The sequence below is a fragment of the Streptomyces sp. NPDC016562 genome (assembly GCF_043076955.1).
GTDB lineage: Bacteria > Actinomycetota > Actinomycetes > Streptomycetales > Streptomycetaceae > Streptomyces.
Genome location: NZ_JBIBRZ010000002.1, coordinates 210,550 through 228,576, shown reverse-complemented (window position 1 = coordinate 228,576; position 18,027 = coordinate 210,550). Strand labels below are relative to the sequence as shown.

Genomic DNA, 18,027 nt, shown 5'->3' with positions numbered 1-18,027 from the left:
AACACCCTAAAGAACAAAGGTGGTACCAGCGTGAGTCCAGACATCTTGTCCGTCGCCGGATCCATTCCCTCCTCCTGTCTGCACCGCATTTTCCGGGCGGCGGAGAAGCGGGAGGAGGAGACCGGCGTCGAGGTGGTCAAGCTGCACGTCGGTGACCCCTATTTCAACCCGGCCGACAACGTCGCCGATGCCTTCGTCGACGCCGTGCGGCGGGGCGACACCAAATACACCGGGGTGGAGGGCCTGCCCGAGCTGCGCGCGGCCGTGGTGGACAAGCTCCGCACGGACAACGGCGTGGACAGCGCCGTGTCCCGGCTGCTGATCTCCCCCGGATCCTGCCAGGGCCTGGCCGCCCTGTTGCAGTCGCTGGCCGAGCCCGGCGCCGAGATCCTCCTGCCCGAACTGCACTGGCCGGTCCACCTCCAGCAGGCTCTGATCGCGGGCTTCCGGCCGGTGCTGTACCCGCTCGGCAAGGACTTCCGGCCCGACCCCGAGGCGATCGCGGCCGCCGCGACGCCCCGTACCCGGGTACTGCTGATCAACTCGCCCGCCAACCCGACCGGTGTCGTCCTGGACCGCGAGGAGCTCGGCGCCCTGGTGGACCTGGCCCGCTCCCGGGGCTGGCAGGTCATCAGCGACGAGGCGTACGAGCACTTCCTCTACGAGCGCGAGCACATCTCGACCGCTTCGCTCGAACGTGACCTCCCGGTGGCCGAGCGCATCGTCCACAGCGTCTTCAGCTTCTCCAAGAGCTTCGCGATGACCGGCTACCGGCTCGGCTACGTGGCCCTGGCCAACGAGCGGGCCGCCGACGTCATGAAGGTCGCCCAGGAAGCCAACATCATCGGCACCTCGACCCCGGTGCAGTACGCGGGCATCGCCGCGCTGGACAGCCGGGCCGAAGCGGCGGAGATCAACCGCAAGCTGGTCCAGCACAACCGCGACGTCGTGCTGGCGCCGCTGGTCCAGGCCGGACTGCTGCGCGAACTGCCCGCCGGCGGCTGGTACGCGATGCTCGACGTGAGCCGGACCGGACTGGACGCCGAGACCTTCGCGACCCGGCTGCTGGAGAGCAAGGGCGTCGCGGTCGTCCCGGGCAACGGCTTCGCCATGCGTCCCGACGTCGACGACCAGGGCCGGATCCGCTCGCACGACTACGCGCCCTGGGCGCAGCACCTCGTCCGGATCGCCTTCTGCGTGGACCCGGGGTCCCTGGAGACCGGGGTGCGCCTGCTCCTGGAGTTCGTCGAGGAGTGCGGTGACGGCGGCAGCGCATCGGCGGAATAGGCCGGGGGACCACGCGTGCGCAATGCGGTAACCAGGACGGTTGAAGTCGGGTCGGCTCGAAAGAAGTGAGGAAATAATGGCCAAGAGTGTTGTCATCGTCGGCGGCGGGACCTCCGGCTGGATGACCGCGTCGTATTTGAAGGCGACGTTCGGTGATCGACTCGCGGTGACGCTGGTCGAATCGAAGAACGTGCCCACGATCGGTGTCGGAGAAGCGTCCTTCAGCACGATCCGGCATTTCTTCTCGTATCTCGGACTGGCGGAGACCGACTGGATGCCGGAGTGTCACGGCACCTACAAACTGGCGATCCGCTACGACAACTGGCGGGAGAAGGGCCATCACTTCTACCACCCCTTCGAGCGGCCGCGCGTCGTGGAGGGCGTGTCCCTCGCCGACTGGTGGCTGCACAAGCGGCCGAGCGCGGACTACGACAAGGACTGCTCGGTCATCGCGGCGCTCTGCGACGCCAAGCGCGCGCCCCGCCAGCTCGGTGGCAGCCTGCTGGCGCTCGACGCCGGCGAGCACGAGGCGGCGCACGCCGCCCGGTCCACGATGGCCGAGCAGACCACCCAGTTCCCCTACGCGTACCAGTTCGACGCGACGCTGCTGGCCAAGCTGCTGACCCGCTACAGCACCGACCGCGGCGCCACGCACGTACTGGACGACGTGGTCGAGACGGCGGTCGACGAGCGCGGCTACATCACGCACGTGCGCACCAAGGAACACGGCGACCTCACGGGCGATCTCTTCATCGACTGCACCGGGTTCCGCGGCATGCTGCTCAACAAGACCCTCGACGTGCCCTTCCTCTCCTATCAGGACACCCTGCCGAACGACAGCGCGGTCGCCCTGCGCGTTCCCATGGAGATGGCCGAGCAGGGGATGGGGCCGTACACGCGGGCCTCCGCGCAGGAGGCCGGCTGGATCTGGACGATCCCGCTGGTCGGCCGGGTCGGCACGGGCTACGTCTACGCCAGCGACTACTGCAGCCCGGACGAGGCCGAGCGCACGCTGCGCGAGTTCGTGGGCCCCGCCGCCGACGACCTGACCGCCAACCACATCCGCATGCGCATCGGCCGCAGCGAGAACTCCTGGGTGAACAACTGCGTGGCCATCGGCCTCTCCAGCGGGTTCGTCGAGCCGCTGGAGTCGACCGGGCTCTTCTTCATCCAGAACGCCGTCGAACAGCTGGTGAAGCACTTCCCCGGCGGCCGGGACGACGACCAGCTGCGCAAGTCGTACAACCGGCAGGTGGCCAACGTCATGGACGGCGTGCGGGAGTTCCTCGTCCTGCACTACGTCGCCGCCAAGCGCAACGACAACCAGTACTGGCAGGACGCCAAGACCCGCAAGGTCCCGGACGGGCTGGCCGAGCGCCTGGAGCAGTGGAAGGTCAAGCTGCCCGACGCAGACACGATCTTCCCGTACTACCACGGCTTCGAGCCCTACTCGTACACCGCGATGATCCTGGGCCTCGGTGGCCTCGACGTACGGTCGCTGCCCGGCCTGGCGCTGATGGACGACGTCGCCGCCACCAAGGAACTGCGCACGGTCCGCGACCAGGCCAAATCCCTGGTCGAAGGGCTCCCCAGTCACTGGGACTACCTGTCCCACGTCCACGAGCTGAAAGGGATGCGTTCCTGATCAGCTGTGCCGCCAAGCGAGGAGGTAGCGAACCATGCCGGATCCGGTAACGGACACGGTGGCGCGAGCACTGGTCGACCCGGCGAAGTTCCGCTCCCTCATGACGACGCATCCGGCCGGGGTCGCCATCGTGACGACGACCGCGCGGGACGGCGAGCCGTGGGGGATGACCTGCTCGTCGATGTGCAGCGTCGCACTGCAGCCGCCGACGCTGCTGGTGTGCCTGCGCGCCGAGAGCCCGACCCTGACAGCGCTGCTCCAGGTGTCGGCGTTCTCGGTCAACTTGCTGCACGACCGGGCCGTGCCAGCGGCGAACCTCTTCGCCTCCGGCGCGGCGGACCGGTTCGAGAAGGTCAAGTGGGTCCCGGAACCGGAGTTCGGGCTGCCCCATCTGCTCGAAGACGCCCACACGATCGCCGACTGCCGCGTCAGCCGGACACTGCCCGTCGGAGATCACCTCGTGGTCTTCGGGGAGGTGCTCCAGGTGGAGACGCAGTCGAACCAGCCGCCCAGTCCGCTGCTGTACGGCATGCGGCAGTACGGGTCGCTGAAGGTGACCCGTACTGACGCCTGACGGCACCGGCCCGAGGCGCCCCGAGGCCCCTGTCCGTCGACCGCCGGTCCCTCACCGGTCGTCGGCGGACGGGGGCCTTTTCTTCCCAGACCCACCGCACCGCGCATTGGAGCTGACGATGAGTGGCCACCCCTTGAACACCGGTCCGAAGGCGAGGATCGCCGACTGCCCGCTGGCGCGGACGGTCACGGCCATCGGCCCCTGGTGGACCCTGGAGATCCTGCACGAGGTCTTCGACGGCCACACCACCTTCGAGGCGATCCGCCGGAACCTGGAGACACCCGCCGACGTACTGGCGGACCGCCTGGCCGACCTGACGGCGCGGGACCTCCTCGAAGCCGGGGACCGCGGCGACGCAGCGGGCACCGAGGACGCCGGGGACGCCGGCGGCCCGGGCTACCGGCTCACCGAGCGCGGCCGCGCCCTGCGCCCGCTCATCCTGGTCATGGCGGCATGGGGGAATCACCGGCTGGCCCCGGAGGAGCGCAGTCTCGTCCTGGTCAACGCCGAGACCGGCGTGGCGGTGGACCCCGTCGTGGTCGACCGGCTGACCGGCCGGCGGATCGACACCCCCGAGTACGTCTTCGCCCAGGGCCCCCGCGCGAGCGAGAAGATCGCCGCCCGCTACCCGAAGATCCCGCAGGGCCGCTGACCGTACGGGCGACGGCCCGGCCCCACCCGCGGGGCGTGCGTACGCCGTCGCGGGCCGGGCGGGCCGTCTCTTTTCGCTCCCGTGCGTGCGGTTCAGCGCAGGGACACGAACTTGGCCGTGCTCGGCACTCCCTTCTCGTCCAGCAGGAAGAGCATGTAGTGGCCGGGCGGGGCGTCGTTAGCGGAGGGCGGGGCCTGGAGCGCGATCTGGTTGCCGTGGCGGTGGACGATGCGCAGTTCCAGGTGGCGCTGACTGGTGTTGACCGCGTGGGTCGCGGTGGTCGGCGCCAGCAGGACCGCCTTCTTGACCTGCCCCGGGGTCGACGTCGACACCTTGAAACGGGAGTCGAAGCCGATGGGGTCGCCCGGCACCTGGTCGAGCTTGGGCCGGGAGCCCTGGTGGAGGTAGGCGGGCTCGAAGATCTCGATGCTGCCGTTCATGTCGTCGTCGATCTTCGGGTCGTTGGCGAGCTGCTGGAGTTCGTCGCCGGTGACCATGATCCGCCCGTCGGGCAGGACGACCGCGTTGGCGTGGTAGCCGCGCGGCAGCCGCTGTACGGGGCCCAGCCGCCACTCCCCGAGCGCGTTGCGGGTCTCGATCTGGCGGTACTTGAGATCGGCCTTGGGGTTGTAGTCGCCGTTCCCGTAGTCCCGGATGCCATGGGCGCCGTTGACCGTCAGCAGGCTCGCGTCCGGCAGGAGCAGGGTGTTGTCCTGGGTCCGGCCGAAGGCGCGGGGCTGCTTCTTCTCCCACACCCCGTCCGCCAGCTGGTAGGTGTTGGGGTCGTCGCGGTCACCGCCCAGGATCAGGACGGAGTTCGGGCCGCGGAATCCGGCGGGCAGCGCGACCGCCGAGCCGTAGCCGCGGTGGACGCCGTCCGGGCGGGCGGGCAGGTCCGTACGCGTCTCCGCGACCGGGTCGAAGGCCCACTGCCGGGCGGCGTGGCGGCCCAGCCCGTACACCTTGCCGTCGCGCAGGGTGAACAGGTGCGGGTAGTCGCTGTCCTCGCCGAACGGGGCGTCCACGCGCAGGGTGTCGGTGGGCACGTCCCGCGGGACCAGCGTCTTCTCGAAGGGCACCGGGTGGCTCTTGGCGGGGAACCGCTCGACGACCGAGGTCGAGGTGCCCCAGCCCTTGTCGGTGTGCCCGGACATGATGAGCAGGCGCCCGTCGGGGGCGGTGGCGACGGTCGGGTACCAGCGGCCCACCGCCATGTCCTGGTTGACGGACCAGGACTCGGTCCACGGGTCGAAGACCAGGGACAGCTTCGCCCCGGCGCCGCCGCCGTAGCCGAGGTTGCCGCCGAAGACGCCGAGCATGCCGTTGGGCAGGAAGGCGTGGCCGGCGCAGAAGAAGGGGGCCGGGCGCTTGACCTCCGTACCGTCCGGCACGACCAGCTCGGGCGGGGTGACCTTCTTGAACGCCTCGGGGCCGGTCCCCCTCGCCGGGTCCCAGAGGAAGGCGCGGCCGGCGTTCTCGGGCCCGAGCGTGTTGGTCGGCGCGGGCTCCTCCGTGGGGTCGGTCTCGACCCGCTCGAAGGAGAACATCAGCACCTTGCCCGTGGGGAGCATGGCGATGTGGGCGGCGAAGTCGGGCGACGGGAAGTACTCCGCGAACTGCCCGTACGCCCTGGGGTGGAACTTCGAGTTCGCCAGCTCCTGGGACCTGGTCAGCTCGTTCAGGCTCTCGATCCGCGCCAGCTGGGAGTACCCGCCCAGGGCCTGGGCCGCCTCTCGGATCTTGGCATGCTCCTGCGCATGCCCGGCGCCCAGCGCCGCGGCTTCGTCGGGATGGCTCTCGCCGTCGTGGGCCGCGACCGGAACGGCGGCGACGAAGAGGGCGGCGGCCGTGAGCACGGAGAGCGACGCCGCGACGCTCTTCGAGCGGTGCCTGCGTGACATGGGACTCCTCACCTGGGGGCACTGCGGACAGGCGACGGGCCTGCCGTGGATGAACGGTCACCCACAGCGACAGATGTATGACGGTATGCATCCACCTCGCGCGCCGAATCCGCCCCCGCGAGGCAGGGCCGTCGGTGTCACGCCCCAGCCCCCACCCGCCGGAACCCCTCCCCCGACCCCGCGCACGGTCCCCCGCACGGCCGTCACTCTTCGCAACCGAACACGCCGACGGGCCGGGGGGCGGGGATCCGAAGGGCGGGGGTCACGCCCTCGGGATCGACTGCGGCCTGCCGGGTCCGCGGGAGGGGAGCGTCTGGCTGTAGACGACGCTGGTGGTCGTACTGCCGAAGGCGGCCAGTTCGTCCACCAGTGCCTCCAGGTGCTCCATGGAGGTCGCGGCCACCTTCAGGGTGTAGCAGTCGTCCCCCGTCGTGCGCAGGCACTCCAGGATCTCCCGCCGCTCGGCGAGCAGCCGGCGCAAGGGCTGGTGGCGGCTGCCGGGGTACTTCAGGCGGATGACGGCGAGCAGGGGGTAGCCGACGCGGGTGAGGTCGACCGCGGCGTGGTAGCCGGTGATGACGCCCAGGGACTCCAGGTTCCGTACCCGCTCCGTGGTGGCCGACGAGCTGAGGTTCACGCGTCGCCCCAACTCGCTGAGCGATATGCGCGCCTCCTGCTGCAACTGCCCGATGATCGCCCAGTCGGTGTCGTCGAGATTCACGGTCATAAGGCGAATCTACCGGCAGAACGACGGCAGATCGCCGTGATCACCGGGAAGGAAGGGTTCTGGTGGGTGTGACCGCCGGGCTAGCCTCAGGCCATGCAACTTGGCGTCAACGTACCGAACTTCGGGCCGGGCACCGATCCCGGCGTGCTGCGTGAATGGGCGCGGATCACCGAAGGGCTCGGCTTCGGCCTGCTCATGGTCTCGGACCACGTGGCGGTCACCCCCGATGTGGCCGAGCGGTACCCGGAGCCGTTCTATGAACCGTTCACGACGCTGTCGTGGCTGGCCGGGCTCACCACACGCATCCGGCTGGGCACCACCGTGCTCGTCGCGCCCTACCGTCATCCGCTTCTGGTGGCCCGGATGGCCGCCAACCTCAGCGGGCTCAGCGGTGGCCGGTTCGTCCTCGGCGTGGGCGTCGGCTGGGCCCGTCAGGAGTTCGAGGCACTCGGCCTGCCGTTCACCTCGCGCGGCCGGCTGACGGACGAATGCCTGCGCGTCCTACGGGAGGCACGGCATACGCCGACCGGCACCGACACCTCCCGCATCCCCGTGTGGGTCGGCGGCCACAGTGAGGCGGCGATCCGACGAGCGGTCAGGTTCGGCGACGCCTGGCATCCCCTACGGCTACCCCTGCCGCTGATGCGCTCCGTCCTGAGCGAGCACGCGTTGCCCGGCTTCGCACCCCGTATCGCCCTGCGGATGACCCCCGCCCCGGCCGACTCCCCCGAGCGGCCCCTCGGGGTCGGCACCCTTGAGCAGATCCTCGACGACCTCGACCAACTCCGCCTGCTCGGCGCCGACACCGTCGTACTCGACCCCTATCACGCAGACCCCCAGGAGACCCTCAGGCCCGAGGTGGCCTGGGAGGCCCTGACCGCCGTAGCCACCCACTGGAGGAGCCGACCGTGATCACCCCCGCCGACGAGACCCTCCTGCGGCGTGCCATCGGCATCGCGGCCCGCGCGGTCGCCCTGGGCGACGCGCCGTACGGTTCCCTGCTGGCCGGCCCCGACGGCACGGTCCTCGCCGAAGCCCACAACACGGTACGGCGCGACGACGACATCACCGCCCACCCCGAGCTGAAGCTCGCCCGCTGGGCGGCCCGCTCACTCGACCCGGGCACGGCCGCCCGCACCACCCTGTACACCAGCTGCCAGCCGTGCGGCATGTGCGCCGGCGGCATCGTCCGCTCCGGCATCGGCCGCGTCGTGTACGCCCTGTCCACCGACCAACTCGTCGAACTCAACCCCCCGTCGGGCCACTGGCCCACAGTGACGCAGACCGGCCCCCACCTCTTCGAGGAGGCCCGCACCCCGATCGACGCCTACTACGGACCGAACTGAGGCACCGACTCCGCGTCGGATCAGCTCCCGGAGGTATGGGCTGTGAGTACGCGGATGGCTTCGCGGGTGTCGTCCGCGGCGAAGCGCACCTCTCGCACCTCCTGCCTCGGTTTCCCGGGCTTGGGCGCCACCGAGTAGGGCTTGCGCAGCTTGATGCTGAGCGTGGTGGAGTCCCCGATCGGCATCGCCAACACCCCGTCGCTGATCTCGATCGCCCTGCGGTATCCGCTGTGCCGGGACGAGCGGACGGATTCGACGAGTTCCAGCGGAATGGTGATCTGAGTGAAGTGTGCGAAGCGCAGGAAAATTTTGCCGTCGCCGACCGTGTGAGGACGGATGGAGAGCGCCGCGATGAACCCGAGCACCCACACCGCCCCGTACACGGAGAGCACGAGCAGGACGATGCGCACCACGGTCCAAGGGATCAGCAGTTCGACGGCCAGCAGCTCCAGCGGTACGAGAAAGACCATCACCCACATGATGGGCTTGATTTCGGATCCATAGCTCAGGATCTGGTGCCCTTCAGCCGCGTCGGGCTTCCGACGGGTCCAGCGCCACAACGCACGGAAGAGCCCGAACTCCACCGCCATCGCTTTGGCGACGGGCGCGGGCAAACACGGCGGACAGCACCTGCCTGAGCGCCTCGTGCCCGTCGGCCCCCTGGCTCCTGGAAGCGCGGAAGACCCTCGCGCCCAGAGCGACTTCAGCGACGACGACACCAGCCAGCAGCAGCTCGATAGCCAGCCCCACCGCCACGGCTTCCCCCAGGCTGAACACCCCGGTCCACACGAGACAGCCCTGCGCGAGGACAACGGTGGGCACCGCCCACCGGGCCACGCTTGCCAACAACTTCCTCACGGTAACGGTCGCGTTTCCCCAGTCCCGTTCCACAGCGTCGGCGGGGTTCTCTACCTAGCGGACGCGTTCTGGCTGCATGTATTACATGCCCATGACGGACAAGACGGCACCTCTTGGCCCGCCTCCACCGGCGGGGCACGCCAGTACCCAACATTCGAAGCAGCCGAGTCAACTCCCTCCGTAACATGTCGTGCACACAGAGCGCTGACAGCAGGGTGGGATCATGCACGAAACCGTACGGCTGGAACTCCTGGGGCTTGCCGACACCGACGATGACGAGCTGCTGCGCCTTGGGAGTCAGTTGCGCCGCGCTCTCGAAGAGCTGGATGTAGTGGACGTACGGTCAGGGCGCTCCACGACAGAAGTCTCGAAGGGAGCCAAGAGCGGCGAGCTCATCGCCGCCGGGTCGGTGGTGGTCACGGCCGCTTCCTTCGCGCTGCGCCACGTTCTTCTCCTCGCCGACACCTGGCTGAAGAACCGGCCCGTGCGGGGCATCAGGGTGGAGCTGGAAGGCCGTGTGATCGAGTTGGGTGACGCCTCGGCCGCTGAGCGCGAACGTTTGATCGGCGAGTTCCTCGCTCCTCGCGAGGATGCGCCCGAACAGCAGACCGAAGAGCGCTCTGCCGAGCAGACCTGACACATATGACCACCCAGTCGTTCGGCAAAGGAAACCGTGGGGCCCTGCTCATTGGGACGGGTACATACGATCATCCGGAACTGCCGGCGCTCCGTTCACCTGAGGTCGACTGCACTCGCCTGGACACGCTCCTACGCGACCCCGAGATCGGCGCATTCGAGGTCCAGACACTCATCGATGCCGACCGCTCCACACTCGAGCAGGCGATTGTCGAGTTCTTCCTCACCGCATGGGGCGACGACGTGCGTCTCCTCTATCTCTCTTGTCACGGGATCTTGAACCGCAGCGACAAGCTTCACTTCGCCATCCGCCAGACGGATCCCGAGCGGCCCGCCAATACGGCGATCTCTGCGGCGTTCATCCACGATGTCATGGAGGAGTGCCGCGCACGGAGCATCGTCGTGATCCTCGACTGCTGCTACAGCGGCCTCTTCCTCCCTGGGGCCAAGAGCGACGAATCGGCGAGATTCGAGGAGGCGCTGGCCGGCCACGGCCGCGTCGTCATCACCGCTGGCACCAGGTCGCAGAGGGCTTGGGAAGGCCATCACCCCGATGGGGAGACGCCCGCGCCGTCCCTCTTCACAGGGATGCTCATCGAAGGCATTTCCAGTGGTGCCGCCGATCTCAATGGTGACGGTTTCGTCACCCTCCAGGAGCTCTACCGGTACGCCTGCGAGCGTCTTCACCAGGCGGAGGCCACGCAAACCCCTCGCATGGGCGGCGAGATGCAGTACGACATCGCACTGGCCAAGGTGCGGAAGGAGCGGAAAGAGCGATCCCCGCGAAAAGACCGGGCGGACAACCGGAGCCGCAAGTCCGCTGGGACCCGACCACGCCATAAGCCCGAGCCCTGGCAGACCCGTGCCGCCCTGGGTCCCGCACGACAGCCCGTCCTGTCCGACAACGTGTTGGTGGTGCATGAGCCATACAGGCTGCACGTGATCGACCTCGAGGCCCGGCAACGGGTTCATCTGATCAAGATGCGGTACCCCGGCAGCCCCGCCCTGTGTGAAGGCCTTGCCTACTTCCCCGGCAAAGGCGGCCCGCTGCAATCGGTCGACCTCCGAACCGGAAAGCCCCGCGCGTCCCATCCGGCGCTGGTCCGCGACGGATTGCTGGGCGTTTCGAAGGATGCGTTGTACGCACCCACTCAGGACGGCAGCCTGTACGCCTTCGACCCGTCGACGCTCAGGCCCCTGTGGTCATTTCCCGCCAACGAGCTCACCATCACCTCCGCTCCCCAGGCAGCCGCCGGATTCGTACTGTTCATGGCCAGGGAACTCCAGAGATCGGGCGAAGCGGCAGACGCCGGCTCGAACCGCATAGTGGCCATCTTCGAAGGACGAGAGGCCTGGTCCTACAAGACCGAGGCGCCTTTGTCCCCCGATTGGGCAGTCACGGACCACGGCGTATACGTGGTCGTGCAGCCGCAGGGGCCTTCCGCACCTCAGACAATCGTGGCCGTGACTCCCGAGAGCGGAGAAGTGCTCTGGTCGTTCGACACAAAGGCCCGCCTCGCTTCGGCTCCGGTCGTGGCCGACGGGGTCCTGCTCTTCGGGGACGTAGACAGACGACTAGTAGCGCTCGACACGAAGACTGGGGATCGTCTGTGGGATAAGGAGAAGAAAACTGAGGGCATCCTTCTCCTCCAGCCGTTCGTCGTGGGAGACACCCTCTTCACAGCCGACCGCGCCGCGAAGCTGACCCGATGGACGCTCCCGACCGGACGAAGGGTCCGATCACAAGACCTTCTGGTGAGTGGGGACCGCCAAGGCTCGCTCGCGATCCACGATGGCGTCATGTACGCCACGGACTCCAAAGGTGACGTACACGCGCTGCCCATCTAAGTTCGCGTTCGCCTGGGCGCATCACGGAACTCGTAGTGTTCGGTGTTCCCATGCTGGGCGCGGGATCTCAGCTGTTCTGGACGCGCCGGGTCGCAGCCACGAGTTCGGCAGGCAGCGCGGGACCAGCACACGCGTGATCAATCAGCAGGTCCCGGTACGAGTCGTTCGGCAGGTTCGGCGCCAGTTCGATGAGTTCGCTCCGATCGGCAGGCGCCCCGGTCAGTCGTGCCCGGTAGGCAGCCCCAGCCGCGCGAAGGGAGAGTTCAGCCGGCTCGTACCGCATCCCCTGATCGATCAGCCGGACCGCAGCGGTGAAGTCGCCCTGCTCGGCACACACATCGGCCAGGTCGAGATAGAGCGACCAGTTGGCCGGGTCCAGGGCAAGAGCACGCTCGAACGCCGCCACAGTCTGCTGGAGATCAGCCAGCTTGCGCCACGTGCCCGCTCGCACAACTTCCGTCAGCATGATCCGCTCAACGGAGTCCGCCTGGTTGCAGAGGGCAAAGGACGCATCGGTGAGACCGCATGTCCGCAGCAAGATCGCCATCTTGGCCAACGCCTCCGGCAACGGCTGGCGGGCAGAGACCACGTCGATGGCTTCGAACCAGGGGCGAAATCGTTCCCGCATGCTTTCGGTGTCCAGATCATGGCCATAGTCCATCGTCCGCATTGCGGCCTCGGTCAGCGCATCGGCACTCACCACACCGAGAAATCGTTCATCGCTGAACCAGGGGGCTTTGGCCCAGGCGATGTCGGGTCGCACACCCGTGACCGATCCGATCGCCAGCACCGCCCCGTCCATGTCGTCCTGAAGGAAGCTGATGTACGACTGCGCCAATACCGTCCTCAACGAGTCGGCACCCTGAACCACCTCGGCCAGTTCCGACGGCCTGTCCCTCCACAACTCGGCAAGAACCGTATAGGGCTCGGGTTTCTCAGGTGCAGAGGCGATGGCACCAGCCAGATAGTGCACGGCTGCTGATGGGCTGCCCCCGCAGTGCGTCATCACCCGCGCGAGACCTACTTCAGCTGCTACCGCCCCATTCGACATCCTTCGAGGGTATGACACCCGCGGCAGCTGGGTCAGCACGGACGACGTCCTGAGGGCACTCGACATGGACCGGCCCTGACCTGCAGACGCGTACGCCCCGCCCAGGTCCGCGCGGGCGTCGGTCGTTCACGAGCAGGGCCGTTGCAAGGCGGGTGGTACCCGGCGGATACGCAGGCCCCACCCGATCTCCTGATCGGGCGGGGCCCTCGCTCGTTCTTTTCTGGTGTCAGGAGATGAAGTAGCCGTTCAGGTCGGCGATCACGTCAGTGGATCCTGAATTGTTGTAGAACGTGACCCAGCAGTCCACGACGGGGACGACCACCAGGTTGGCGACGGTTTTCCGGGGGCTCGTGAGACAGATGCCGGACGGATGGTCTATAGGTACCGCCCCTCGACCAGACACGGCGCTACATGACGTGGCCGGTGCCGCCGCAGACCATGTCGAGGTGCATCGCGACGACCGGGCGGGCCTTCTCGGCGGCACTGGTCACGGCCGCATCGCTGCCCGCCCTGGCCTGCTGGTCGATCAGCCGAGCGTCTTCGTGTGGCCGGCCATGCGGGCCACGAGGTCAGGTCGACTGCCATCTGCTCGTAGGCGATCGTCGTGTCCAGCACCGACGACACCCCTGGCAGCAGTCAGTTCACCACCTTCTGCTGCTGCGCCTCGATGTAGCGGGTCTGCGCCAAGCTGCCGCTCGACCTCATCCACGGGGTTGCCGGGGACGGGGCTTCGAGCTGTCGCGGAGAGCAGGGGGAATGCAGGACCGGGACGGACCGCTCCACGCTGCGAACAGGCCGACGTCCTACTCCTGAGCCTTCTGCTGCAAGGCGCTATAGGCCAACTGGAGGGCGTCCGCCCCGGCGAGCGCCGTGAGCGCGCCGGTGACGATCCTCACCTGACGCGGCCACAGAATCTGAGCGCCGGTCAGGGTGGTCACCACCCAGACTGCGACGCAGAACGGACAGGTGGCGAGGGCGCCCACTGCACCACCCACCCCGGAACCGGTCCGGGCCTCCTCCGTGACCTCGGACGGCCCGGCCGCCTCCTTGAACCGGGTGAACGGCGCCCGTAGCGGGCTCGTCACCACGCCCTTGCTCAGAAGCCTGCTGAGGCGGAAGGTCGCCACCGCCGTGAGGGCCAGGTCCCCGGCGCGGAGTACGTCGGGCACACGGGGACCGTGGCGGCGCAGCACAGCCGTCCAGGCGGTGGCGTACAGCCCGAAGACCGCCATCGACCCCGCGTACCCGGGCAGTTTGGCCTCCTCCCCACCGCCATAACCTTGCATCAGCCCGGTCAGGCACTTGTGGATTCGGGACCGCTCAAGGACGTCCCCTGGAGTGCCGGACAGCCCGGCGGACGTGCCGAGGGGGTCGGTAGGGAGCGTGCGATCACTGTTCATCCGTGCCTTTCCGAAGGAACTGGCGCCAGCACAAAGGGCTCTCTGCCACCGGGTGCCCGGGGGGACCCCGGTGAACCGCTCGTGGGTGAGACGGACCACCCACCGGTCTTCGTCTTCTCCTTCTTCGTGGAACGGCCGCCGAGGTTTTCGGCGACCGCCGCCACAGGGCGCATGCTGTCCGGAGCAGGCGGCGGGCCGCCCGGCCCCGGGTTCGCGTCGTCAGCGACTACCCGGCATGGGACGGCGTGACCCCAGGCCGTGGCGGCTGGTGTCGTTGTCGCGGGCGGCGGAAGCCGCGGCGAGGGCGAGAAGGGTGGCGATGACACCGGTGATGAGGTTGCTCGTGATCGAGCGGGTGTGGGCGACGTCGCCGGCGACGACCCAGGGGGCGATGCAGGTCCAGATACCGATGGCGGCCGCGGCCCAGGCCATGGAGTGGGTGCGCTCGTAGGAGTTCCCCAGGCCACCGAGGAGGAGCATGTAGGCGACACCGGCGATGAGGTTGGTGACCGCCAGGGTGGTGAAGCCGTCGAAGCCGACGATCCAGGGAGAAGCGGCGAGGTAGAGGCCCGTGAGCAGGGCCAGAGCCTCGATCATCTGGGCGCGCGGGGTGGCTGCCGCGCGGTCGTGCCGGGCGCGCAGTTCCATCAGGTCGGGGTGCTCTTCGATGGATGCGCGGTGGGTTGACGCCATGATGGCCTCCGTAGAAGGTGTGATGCCCCACGCCTACCCAGCAATCGGGTGATACACGGACAAACAGGACGCAGATTTTCCCGGGCTCTGCACGGATCACTCGGCCACGCCTCCGCTGGGCCAGCCCTGCTGACCGACGACGAACGGCTCCGCCCTCAGGAGAAGGCGGAGCCGCTGTCCGTTTGGGTGGGAGGATTGCTCAGGCGTGACTGTGGTGGCGCTTGTTGCCGGTGACCAGTCGGTAGACGGCGAGGAGGATCACGGAGCCGACGATGGCGGCGATCCAGGTGGAGAGTTCGAAGAAGCCGTCGATGGAGTCGACGCCGAAGATGACCTTGCCGAGCCAGCCGCCGAGCAGGCCACCCGCGATACCGATCAGCATCGTGATGATGACGCCGCCCGGGTCCTTACCCGGCATGAGCGCCTTTGCGATGAAGCCCGCGAGCAGTCCGATCAAGATCCAGGCGATGATGCCCATGCGCTCCTCCTACCTCGATGAATAAGCTCGTGCTAAACGCGTATGCACCGTGTCGGAGATTGCAAACGTCTGGCTCCGGACCCAAGGCATCGGGGCCGGCGAGGGTGTAGGACAGGGTCGCGCCCTCGATCGGGAACGGGACCGCCGTCCCCGCACGAGACCGAACCGGCCGAGCTCACCCCGTAGAGGCGGGGTTGAGCGGGTCACCGTTCGGGACTGGTCCCTGAGGTTGCCGGGAGTGAGGCGTCGGTGAGGTCGGCGCCGGTGGCGGCGTCCCGTTGGGTCGGGGCGGTGCCGTGCCAGTCCAGGCACATGACGGTCGCGTCGTCCTCCAGATGCCCGTCGCCGGCGTCGACGATCGCCCCGATGAGGGTGCGGGCGGCTTCCCGGGGATGCAGGTCGCGGGTGCGGACGATGAGCTTGGACAGGTCCACGGTGTCGGCATTGCGTTCCAGCATGCCGTCCGTCAGCATCACCAGTCGGTCGCCGGGCCGCAGGTCCAGTGACTGCACCCGGTAGTCACTGGGGCTGAGGATGCCGAACGGCAGATCGATCTTCGGAACGATCTGTGTCACTTCGCCGTCGCGCAGCCGCAGCGGCCAGGGGTGTCCCGCGTTGATGAACTCGGTGGACCCGTCGAGCAGGCTGATCCGCAACAGCTGACCGGTCACGTAGCCCTCACGGCCGTGCTCGCGCATGGCTTCGTCGGCCTGTCGAGCCTGTTCCCGTAGGCCCTCGCCGGCCCGCCGCGCCCGGCGCAGTGCGCCCACCACCAGAGTGGCCAGCAATGAAGCGGCGACGTCATGCCCCATGGCGTCGGTGACGGACAGCTGGACGGTGTCCCGGTCGACCACGTAGTCGAAGGTGTCGCCTCCGACGTGGTCGGCGGGTTCCAGCGCCCCGGCCACCGCGAACTGCGCGGCCTCGCACGCCAGCGACGCAGGGAGCAGCCGGTGCTGGATCTCCGCGGCCAGATTGAGCGGGCGCGTACGCCGGCCCCATTGGTAGACGTCGGTGAAGGAGCGGTTCGCGATCACGATGTAGGCCAGCGCATGCGCCGTCTCACCGATTTCCCGCATCATGTCCGCGTCCGGCGGCGCGGGCAGGAACAGTTCCAAGAGGCCGATGGCGTCCCCGCGGTTGGTCACCGGAGCGACCACCCGTACGAGCGTCGCCGAGCCTTCGTCCTGCACCATCGGACGCTGGCTGCGGATCACGTCGTCGTACAGCGTGCCCCGCAGCGTGATGCGCTGGGCGCGCTCACCCGTCTCGACGCTTCCCGCGGCGCCCAGCCGTACGACCGAGCCACCCGAGAAGTCGGTGATCAGGAAGGACACCGACACCGCCCCGATGCACTCCTTGAGCATGCGCGCGACCACATCAAGGGCTTCCACGGGCGGCGCGGCCTCCGCCGCCTCCAGCATGCCCGCGAGCGTCATCCCCTCACGCACGCGACCGTCCTTCACGCGGAACCCATCATCAGGCCCACCCTTCCCGACTGGCGCTCCTGCGATCACAGACCCTCCACCTGAAGCGATAGTGCGCTCACCAGTCACCCGCCCTGGCGACACCCGGCGCCCGGACCGCTCACATTGCACCACGGCAGAGCGGATCGCCTGCGGTCATCCCGCCTGTCTGCGGAACGCGCGAACGGGCCCGGGAGCATGTGCTCCCGGGCCCGAAGCGCAGAGGCCAGTGCGATCGCCCTCCTCGAGGACGCGGTCGTGGACGGTCGAAGAACGCGTCAGCTGACCCGAAGGCCGACCGCGAGCGTCAGTTCAAGGACCCGCTGCGGCGACCCGAGATCCGGAAACAGCTCCCTCAGCTGCGACATCCGGTACCGGACGGTCTGGGGATGGACGAACAACGCCGCCGCCATCTCGTTCCGCCTGCCGTGGTGCAGCAGCCACGCCCGCAACGTCTCCTCCATCCGCCGCGCGGTCGAGACGGGCAAGGTCTGCAGCGGTGCGAGGGCTCGGGCGCGCAGGTCCGCGAACGCGTCCCCGTCGGCGCTCAGTACCAGCTCGGGCAAATGATCCTCGGTGTCGCGGATGTCGGAGGTGAGGGCGCGCGCCCGGACGGCTCGTGCGTACGAGGCGGAGGCACGGGTCCACGGCCGGGCCGGACCGACCACGGCGGTGCCCTCGGGCAGCCGCCTCAGGAGATGCGCCCGGTCGGCATCGGGGACGAGCAGCACGCCGGAGGCGTCCGGCAGATCGTCGAGGACGAGGGTGCTCGGGTCGAGCGCGCGGTAGGCGGGCCGGGCCTGGGCGGCGGGCAGCAGGACTGCGGTCAGCGAAACCGGAGGCTGCCACCCGGCCCGCCCGGCAGCGGCGAGGAGCACGTCCGGGCTCGCGCCGGAGAGGAGGTCGCGGGCCAGTTGTTCCAGGTGGCGCTCGTGGGCCCGGCCCCGCGCGGCGAGTTCGTCGGCGTGGCCCGCGGCGCTCGCGGCGGATAGCTCGTCGATGTAGGCGAAGGTCAGCTCGGCGAACTTGGCGACGTCGGCGGCGGGGAGCCCTGCGGGGACGGCGCCCGCGGCCAGGCATCGCCAGGCCACGCGGGCACCGACGCGGTAGGCGCTGAGGAGGGCGTCCATCGAACGGCCGTCGCGCACCTCGCCGCGGCCCAGCTCGTAGGCCGCGTCACCGGCGTCGCCGCCCGTGGCGTTGCCGCTGGCGAGGTTCAGGTAGTGCCCCAAGGCGGTGCGGACGGCTCGGCGGATGGTGGCGCCCATGCGGCCCGAGAGGGCGTTGGCGTAGGGAGGGACCTCGTCGATGATCGCCTGGACGACCTCGTCGGCGGTGGTCTTCAGCGCGGCCCGCAGTGCGGTGACCGTGGCCTCGTCCAAGGCCAGTTCGGTGGCCCTTCGGACTGCATGGCTCATGTTTTGTTCCCTGCGAACAATTCAACCGATCATTTTCACGTCCTACG

Annotated in this window: 18 protein-coding genes; 8 read left to right on the top strand and 10 right to left on the bottom strand. The window is 68.8% G+C overall.

Features of this window, described 5'->3' with window-relative positions; all coding sequences use genetic code 11:
• Nucleotides 1–30: 30 nt before the first annotated feature.
• The 4 genes from ACF059_RS08990 to ACF059_RS08975 all read left to right on the top strand — a co-directional run bounded on the left by ACF059_RS08990 (nucleotide 31) and on the right by ACF059_RS08975 (nucleotide 4,158).
• Nucleotides 31–1,287, top strand: a complete 1,257-nt coding sequence (locus tag ACF059_RS08990) for a pyridoxal phosphate-dependent aminotransferase (protein ID WP_392053538.1) — start codon at nucleotides 31–33, stop codon at nucleotides 1,285–1,287.
• Between the two features lie 76 nt (nucleotides 1,288–1,363).
• On the top strand, nucleotides 1,364–2,932 hold the full coding sequence (locus ACF059_RS08985) for a tryptophan halogenase family protein (RefSeq protein ID WP_392053535.1): 1,569 nt from the start codon (nucleotides 1,364–1,366) through the stop codon (nucleotides 2,930–2,932).
• Nucleotides 2,933–2,966: 34 nt separating this feature from the next.
• The gene (locus ACF059_RS08980; RefSeq protein WP_392053532.1) at nucleotides 2,967–3,506 is read left to right on the top strand and encodes a flavin reductase family protein; all 540 of its coding nucleotides are present in this window, start codon (nucleotides 2,967–2,969) and stop codon (nucleotides 3,504–3,506) included.
• A 118-nt stretch (nucleotides 3,507–3,624) separates the two neighbouring features.
• The gene (locus tag ACF059_RS08975; RefSeq protein ID WP_392053529.1) at nucleotides 3,625–4,158 is read left to right on the top strand and encodes a winged helix-turn-helix transcriptional regulator; all 534 of its coding nucleotides are present in this window, start codon (nucleotides 3,625–3,627) and stop codon (nucleotides 4,156–4,158) included.
• A gap of 92 nt (nucleotides 4,159–4,250) precedes the next feature.
• Here ACF059_RS08975 and ACF059_RS08970 read toward each other — a convergent pair whose 3' ends face one another.
• Together ACF059_RS08970 and ACF059_RS08965 are read right to left on the bottom strand one after the other, a co-directional pair.
• Nucleotides 4,251–6,059, bottom strand: a complete 1,809-nt coding sequence (locus ACF059_RS08970) for a galactose oxidase-like domain-containing protein (protein WP_392053526.1) — start codon at nucleotides 6,057–6,059, stop codon at nucleotides 4,251–4,253.
• Between the two features lie 262 nt (nucleotides 6,060–6,321).
• Nucleotides 6,322–6,786, bottom strand: a complete 465-nt coding sequence (locus ACF059_RS08965; RefSeq protein WP_392053523.1) for an Lrp/AsnC family transcriptional regulator — start codon at nucleotides 6,784–6,786, stop codon at nucleotides 6,322–6,324.
• A 93-nt stretch (nucleotides 6,787–6,879) separates the two neighbouring features.
• Here ACF059_RS08965 and ACF059_RS08960 point away from each other — a divergent pair, with 93 nt between their 5' ends.
• Nucleotides 6,880–7,698, top strand: coding sequence for an LLM class flavin-dependent oxidoreductase (locus ACF059_RS08960; RefSeq protein ID WP_392053520.1), 819 nt, complete (start codon nucleotides 6,880–6,882; stop codon nucleotides 7,696–7,698).
• Nucleotides 7,695–8,132 (top strand): nucleoside deaminase, encoded by a 438-nt coding sequence (locus ACF059_RS08955; RefSeq protein WP_392053517.1) that lies wholly within the window; start codon nucleotides 7,695–7,697, stop codon nucleotides 8,130–8,132. The genes ACF059_RS08960 and ACF059_RS08955 overlap by 4 nt, the downstream gene beginning before the upstream one ends.
• Nucleotides 8,133–8,152: 20 nt before the next feature.
• Here ACF059_RS08955 and ACF059_RS08950 read toward each other — a convergent pair whose 3' ends face one another.
• Both ACF059_RS08950 and ACF059_RS08945 read right to left on the bottom strand, forming a co-directional pair.
• Nucleotides 8,153–8,602 (bottom strand): hypothetical protein, encoded by a 450-nt coding sequence (locus ACF059_RS08950; RefSeq protein WP_392053514.1) that lies wholly within the window; start codon nucleotides 8,600–8,602, stop codon nucleotides 8,153–8,155.
• A gap of 52 nt (nucleotides 8,603–8,654) precedes the next feature.
• Nucleotides 8,655–8,981, bottom strand: a complete 327-nt coding sequence (locus tag ACF059_RS08945) for a hypothetical protein (protein ID WP_392053511.1) — start codon at nucleotides 8,979–8,981, stop codon at nucleotides 8,655–8,657.
• Nucleotides 8,982–9,213: 232 nt separating this feature from the next.
• Here ACF059_RS08945 and ACF059_RS08940 point away from each other — a divergent pair, with 232 nt between their 5' ends.
• Entirely contained in the window at nucleotides 9,214–9,627 is a 414-nt protein-coding gene (locus ACF059_RS08940; RefSeq protein ID WP_392053508.1) for a hypothetical protein, read from the top strand.
• A 5-nt stretch (nucleotides 9,628–9,632) separates the two neighbouring features.
• A complete protein-coding gene (locus ACF059_RS08935; protein WP_392053505.1) occupies nucleotides 9,633–11,474 on the top strand; it encodes a PQQ-binding-like beta-propeller repeat protein in 1,842 nt (613 codons plus the stop codon).
• Between the two features lie 67 nt (nucleotides 11,475–11,541).
• Here the strand turns inward: ACF059_RS08935 and ACF059_RS08930 are convergent, their stop codons facing one another.
• From ACF059_RS08930 to ACF059_RS08905, 6 genes are all read right to left on the bottom strand, one after another.
• Nucleotides 11,542–12,525, bottom strand: a complete 984-nt coding sequence (locus tag ACF059_RS08930; RefSeq protein WP_392053502.1) for a tetratricopeptide repeat protein — start codon at nucleotides 12,523–12,525, stop codon at nucleotides 11,542–11,544.
• An 803-nt stretch (nucleotides 12,526–13,328) separates the two neighbouring features.
• On the bottom strand, nucleotides 13,329–13,694 hold the full coding sequence (locus ACF059_RS08925; protein ID WP_392053499.1) for a DUF1360 domain-containing protein: 366 nt from the start codon (nucleotides 13,692–13,694) through the stop codon (nucleotides 13,329–13,331).
• 450 nt (nucleotides 13,695–14,144) lie between these two features.
• Nucleotides 14,145–14,618, bottom strand: coding sequence for an SPW repeat protein (locus ACF059_RS08920; protein ID WP_392053496.1), 474 nt, complete (start codon nucleotides 14,616–14,618; stop codon nucleotides 14,145–14,147).
• Between the two features lie 199 nt (nucleotides 14,619–14,817).
• Nucleotides 14,818–15,096, bottom strand: coding sequence for a GlsB/YeaQ/YmgE family stress response membrane protein (locus ACF059_RS08915; RefSeq protein ID WP_366868056.1), 279 nt, complete (start codon nucleotides 15,094–15,096; stop codon nucleotides 14,818–14,820).
• Between the two features lie 203 nt (nucleotides 15,097–15,299).
• Complete coding sequence (locus ACF059_RS08910) at nucleotides 15,300–16,535, bottom strand: PP2C family protein-serine/threonine phosphatase (protein ID WP_392056538.1); 1,236 nt, start codon at nucleotides 16,533–16,535, stop codon at nucleotides 15,300–15,302.
• 305 nt (nucleotides 16,536–16,840) lie between these two features.
• A complete protein-coding gene (locus ACF059_RS08905) occupies nucleotides 16,841–17,980 on the bottom strand; it encodes a PucR family transcriptional regulator (protein ID WP_392053492.1) in 1,140 nt (379 codons plus the stop codon).
• Between the last annotated feature and the right edge of the window lie 47 nt (nucleotides 17,981–18,027).

What these genes read in the sequence shown, in the direction of transcription:
- ACF059_RS08985 (WP_392053535.1), top strand. Translation starts at nt 1,364, where the DNA reads ATGGCCAAGAGTGTTGTCATCGTCGGCGGCGGGACCTCCGGCTGGATG.
- ACF059_RS08980 (WP_392053532.1), top strand. Translation starts at nt 2,967, where the DNA reads ATGCCGGATCCGGTAACGGACACGGTGGCGCGAGCACTGGTCGACCCG.
- ACF059_RS08975 (WP_392053529.1), top strand. Translation starts at nt 3,625, where the DNA reads ATGAGTGGCCACCCCTTGAACACCGGTCCGAAGGCGAGGATCGCCGAC.
- ACF059_RS08970 (WP_392053526.1), bottom strand. Translation starts at nt 6,059, where the DNA reads ATGTCACGCAGGCACCGCTCGAAGAGCGTCGCGGCGTCGCTCTCCGTG.
- ACF059_RS08965 (WP_392053523.1), bottom strand. Translation starts at nt 6,786, where the DNA reads ATGACCGTGAATCTCGACGACACCGACTGGGCGATCATCGGGCAGTTG.
- ACF059_RS08960 (WP_392053520.1), top strand. Translation starts at nt 6,880, where the DNA reads ATGCAACTTGGCGTCAACGTACCGAACTTCGGGCCGGGCACCGATCCC.
- ACF059_RS08950 (WP_392053514.1), bottom strand. Translation starts at nt 8,602, where the DNA reads ATGGTCTTTCTCGTACCGCTGGAGCTGCTGGCCGTCGAACTGCTGATC.
- ACF059_RS08940 (WP_392053508.1), top strand. Translation starts at nt 9,214, where the DNA reads ATGCACGAAACCGTACGGCTGGAACTCCTGGGGCTTGCCGACACCGAC.
- ACF059_RS08935 (WP_392053505.1), top strand. Translation starts at nt 9,633, where the DNA reads ATGACCACCCAGTCGTTCGGCAAAGGAAACCGTGGGGCCCTGCTCATT.
- ACF059_RS08930 (WP_392053502.1), bottom strand. Translation starts at nt 12,525, where the DNA reads ATGTCGAATGGGGCGGTAGCAGCTGAAGTAGGTCTCGCGCGGGTGATG.
- ACF059_RS08920 (WP_392053496.1), bottom strand. Translation starts at nt 14,618, where the DNA reads ATGGCGTCAACCCACCGCGCATCCATCGAAGAGCACCCCGACCTGATG.
- ACF059_RS08915 (WP_366868056.1), bottom strand. Translation starts at nt 15,096, where the DNA reads ATGGGCATCATCGCCTGGATCTTGATCGGACTGCTCGCGGGCTTCATC.
- ACF059_RS08910 (WP_392056538.1), bottom strand. Translation starts at nt 16,535, where the DNA reads ATGACGCTCGCGGGCATGCTGGAGGCGGCGGAGGCCGCGCCGCCCGTG.
- ACF059_RS08905 (WP_392053492.1), bottom strand. Translation starts at nt 17,980, where the DNA reads ATGAGCCATGCAGTCCGAAGGGCCACCGAACTGGCCTTGGACGAGGCC.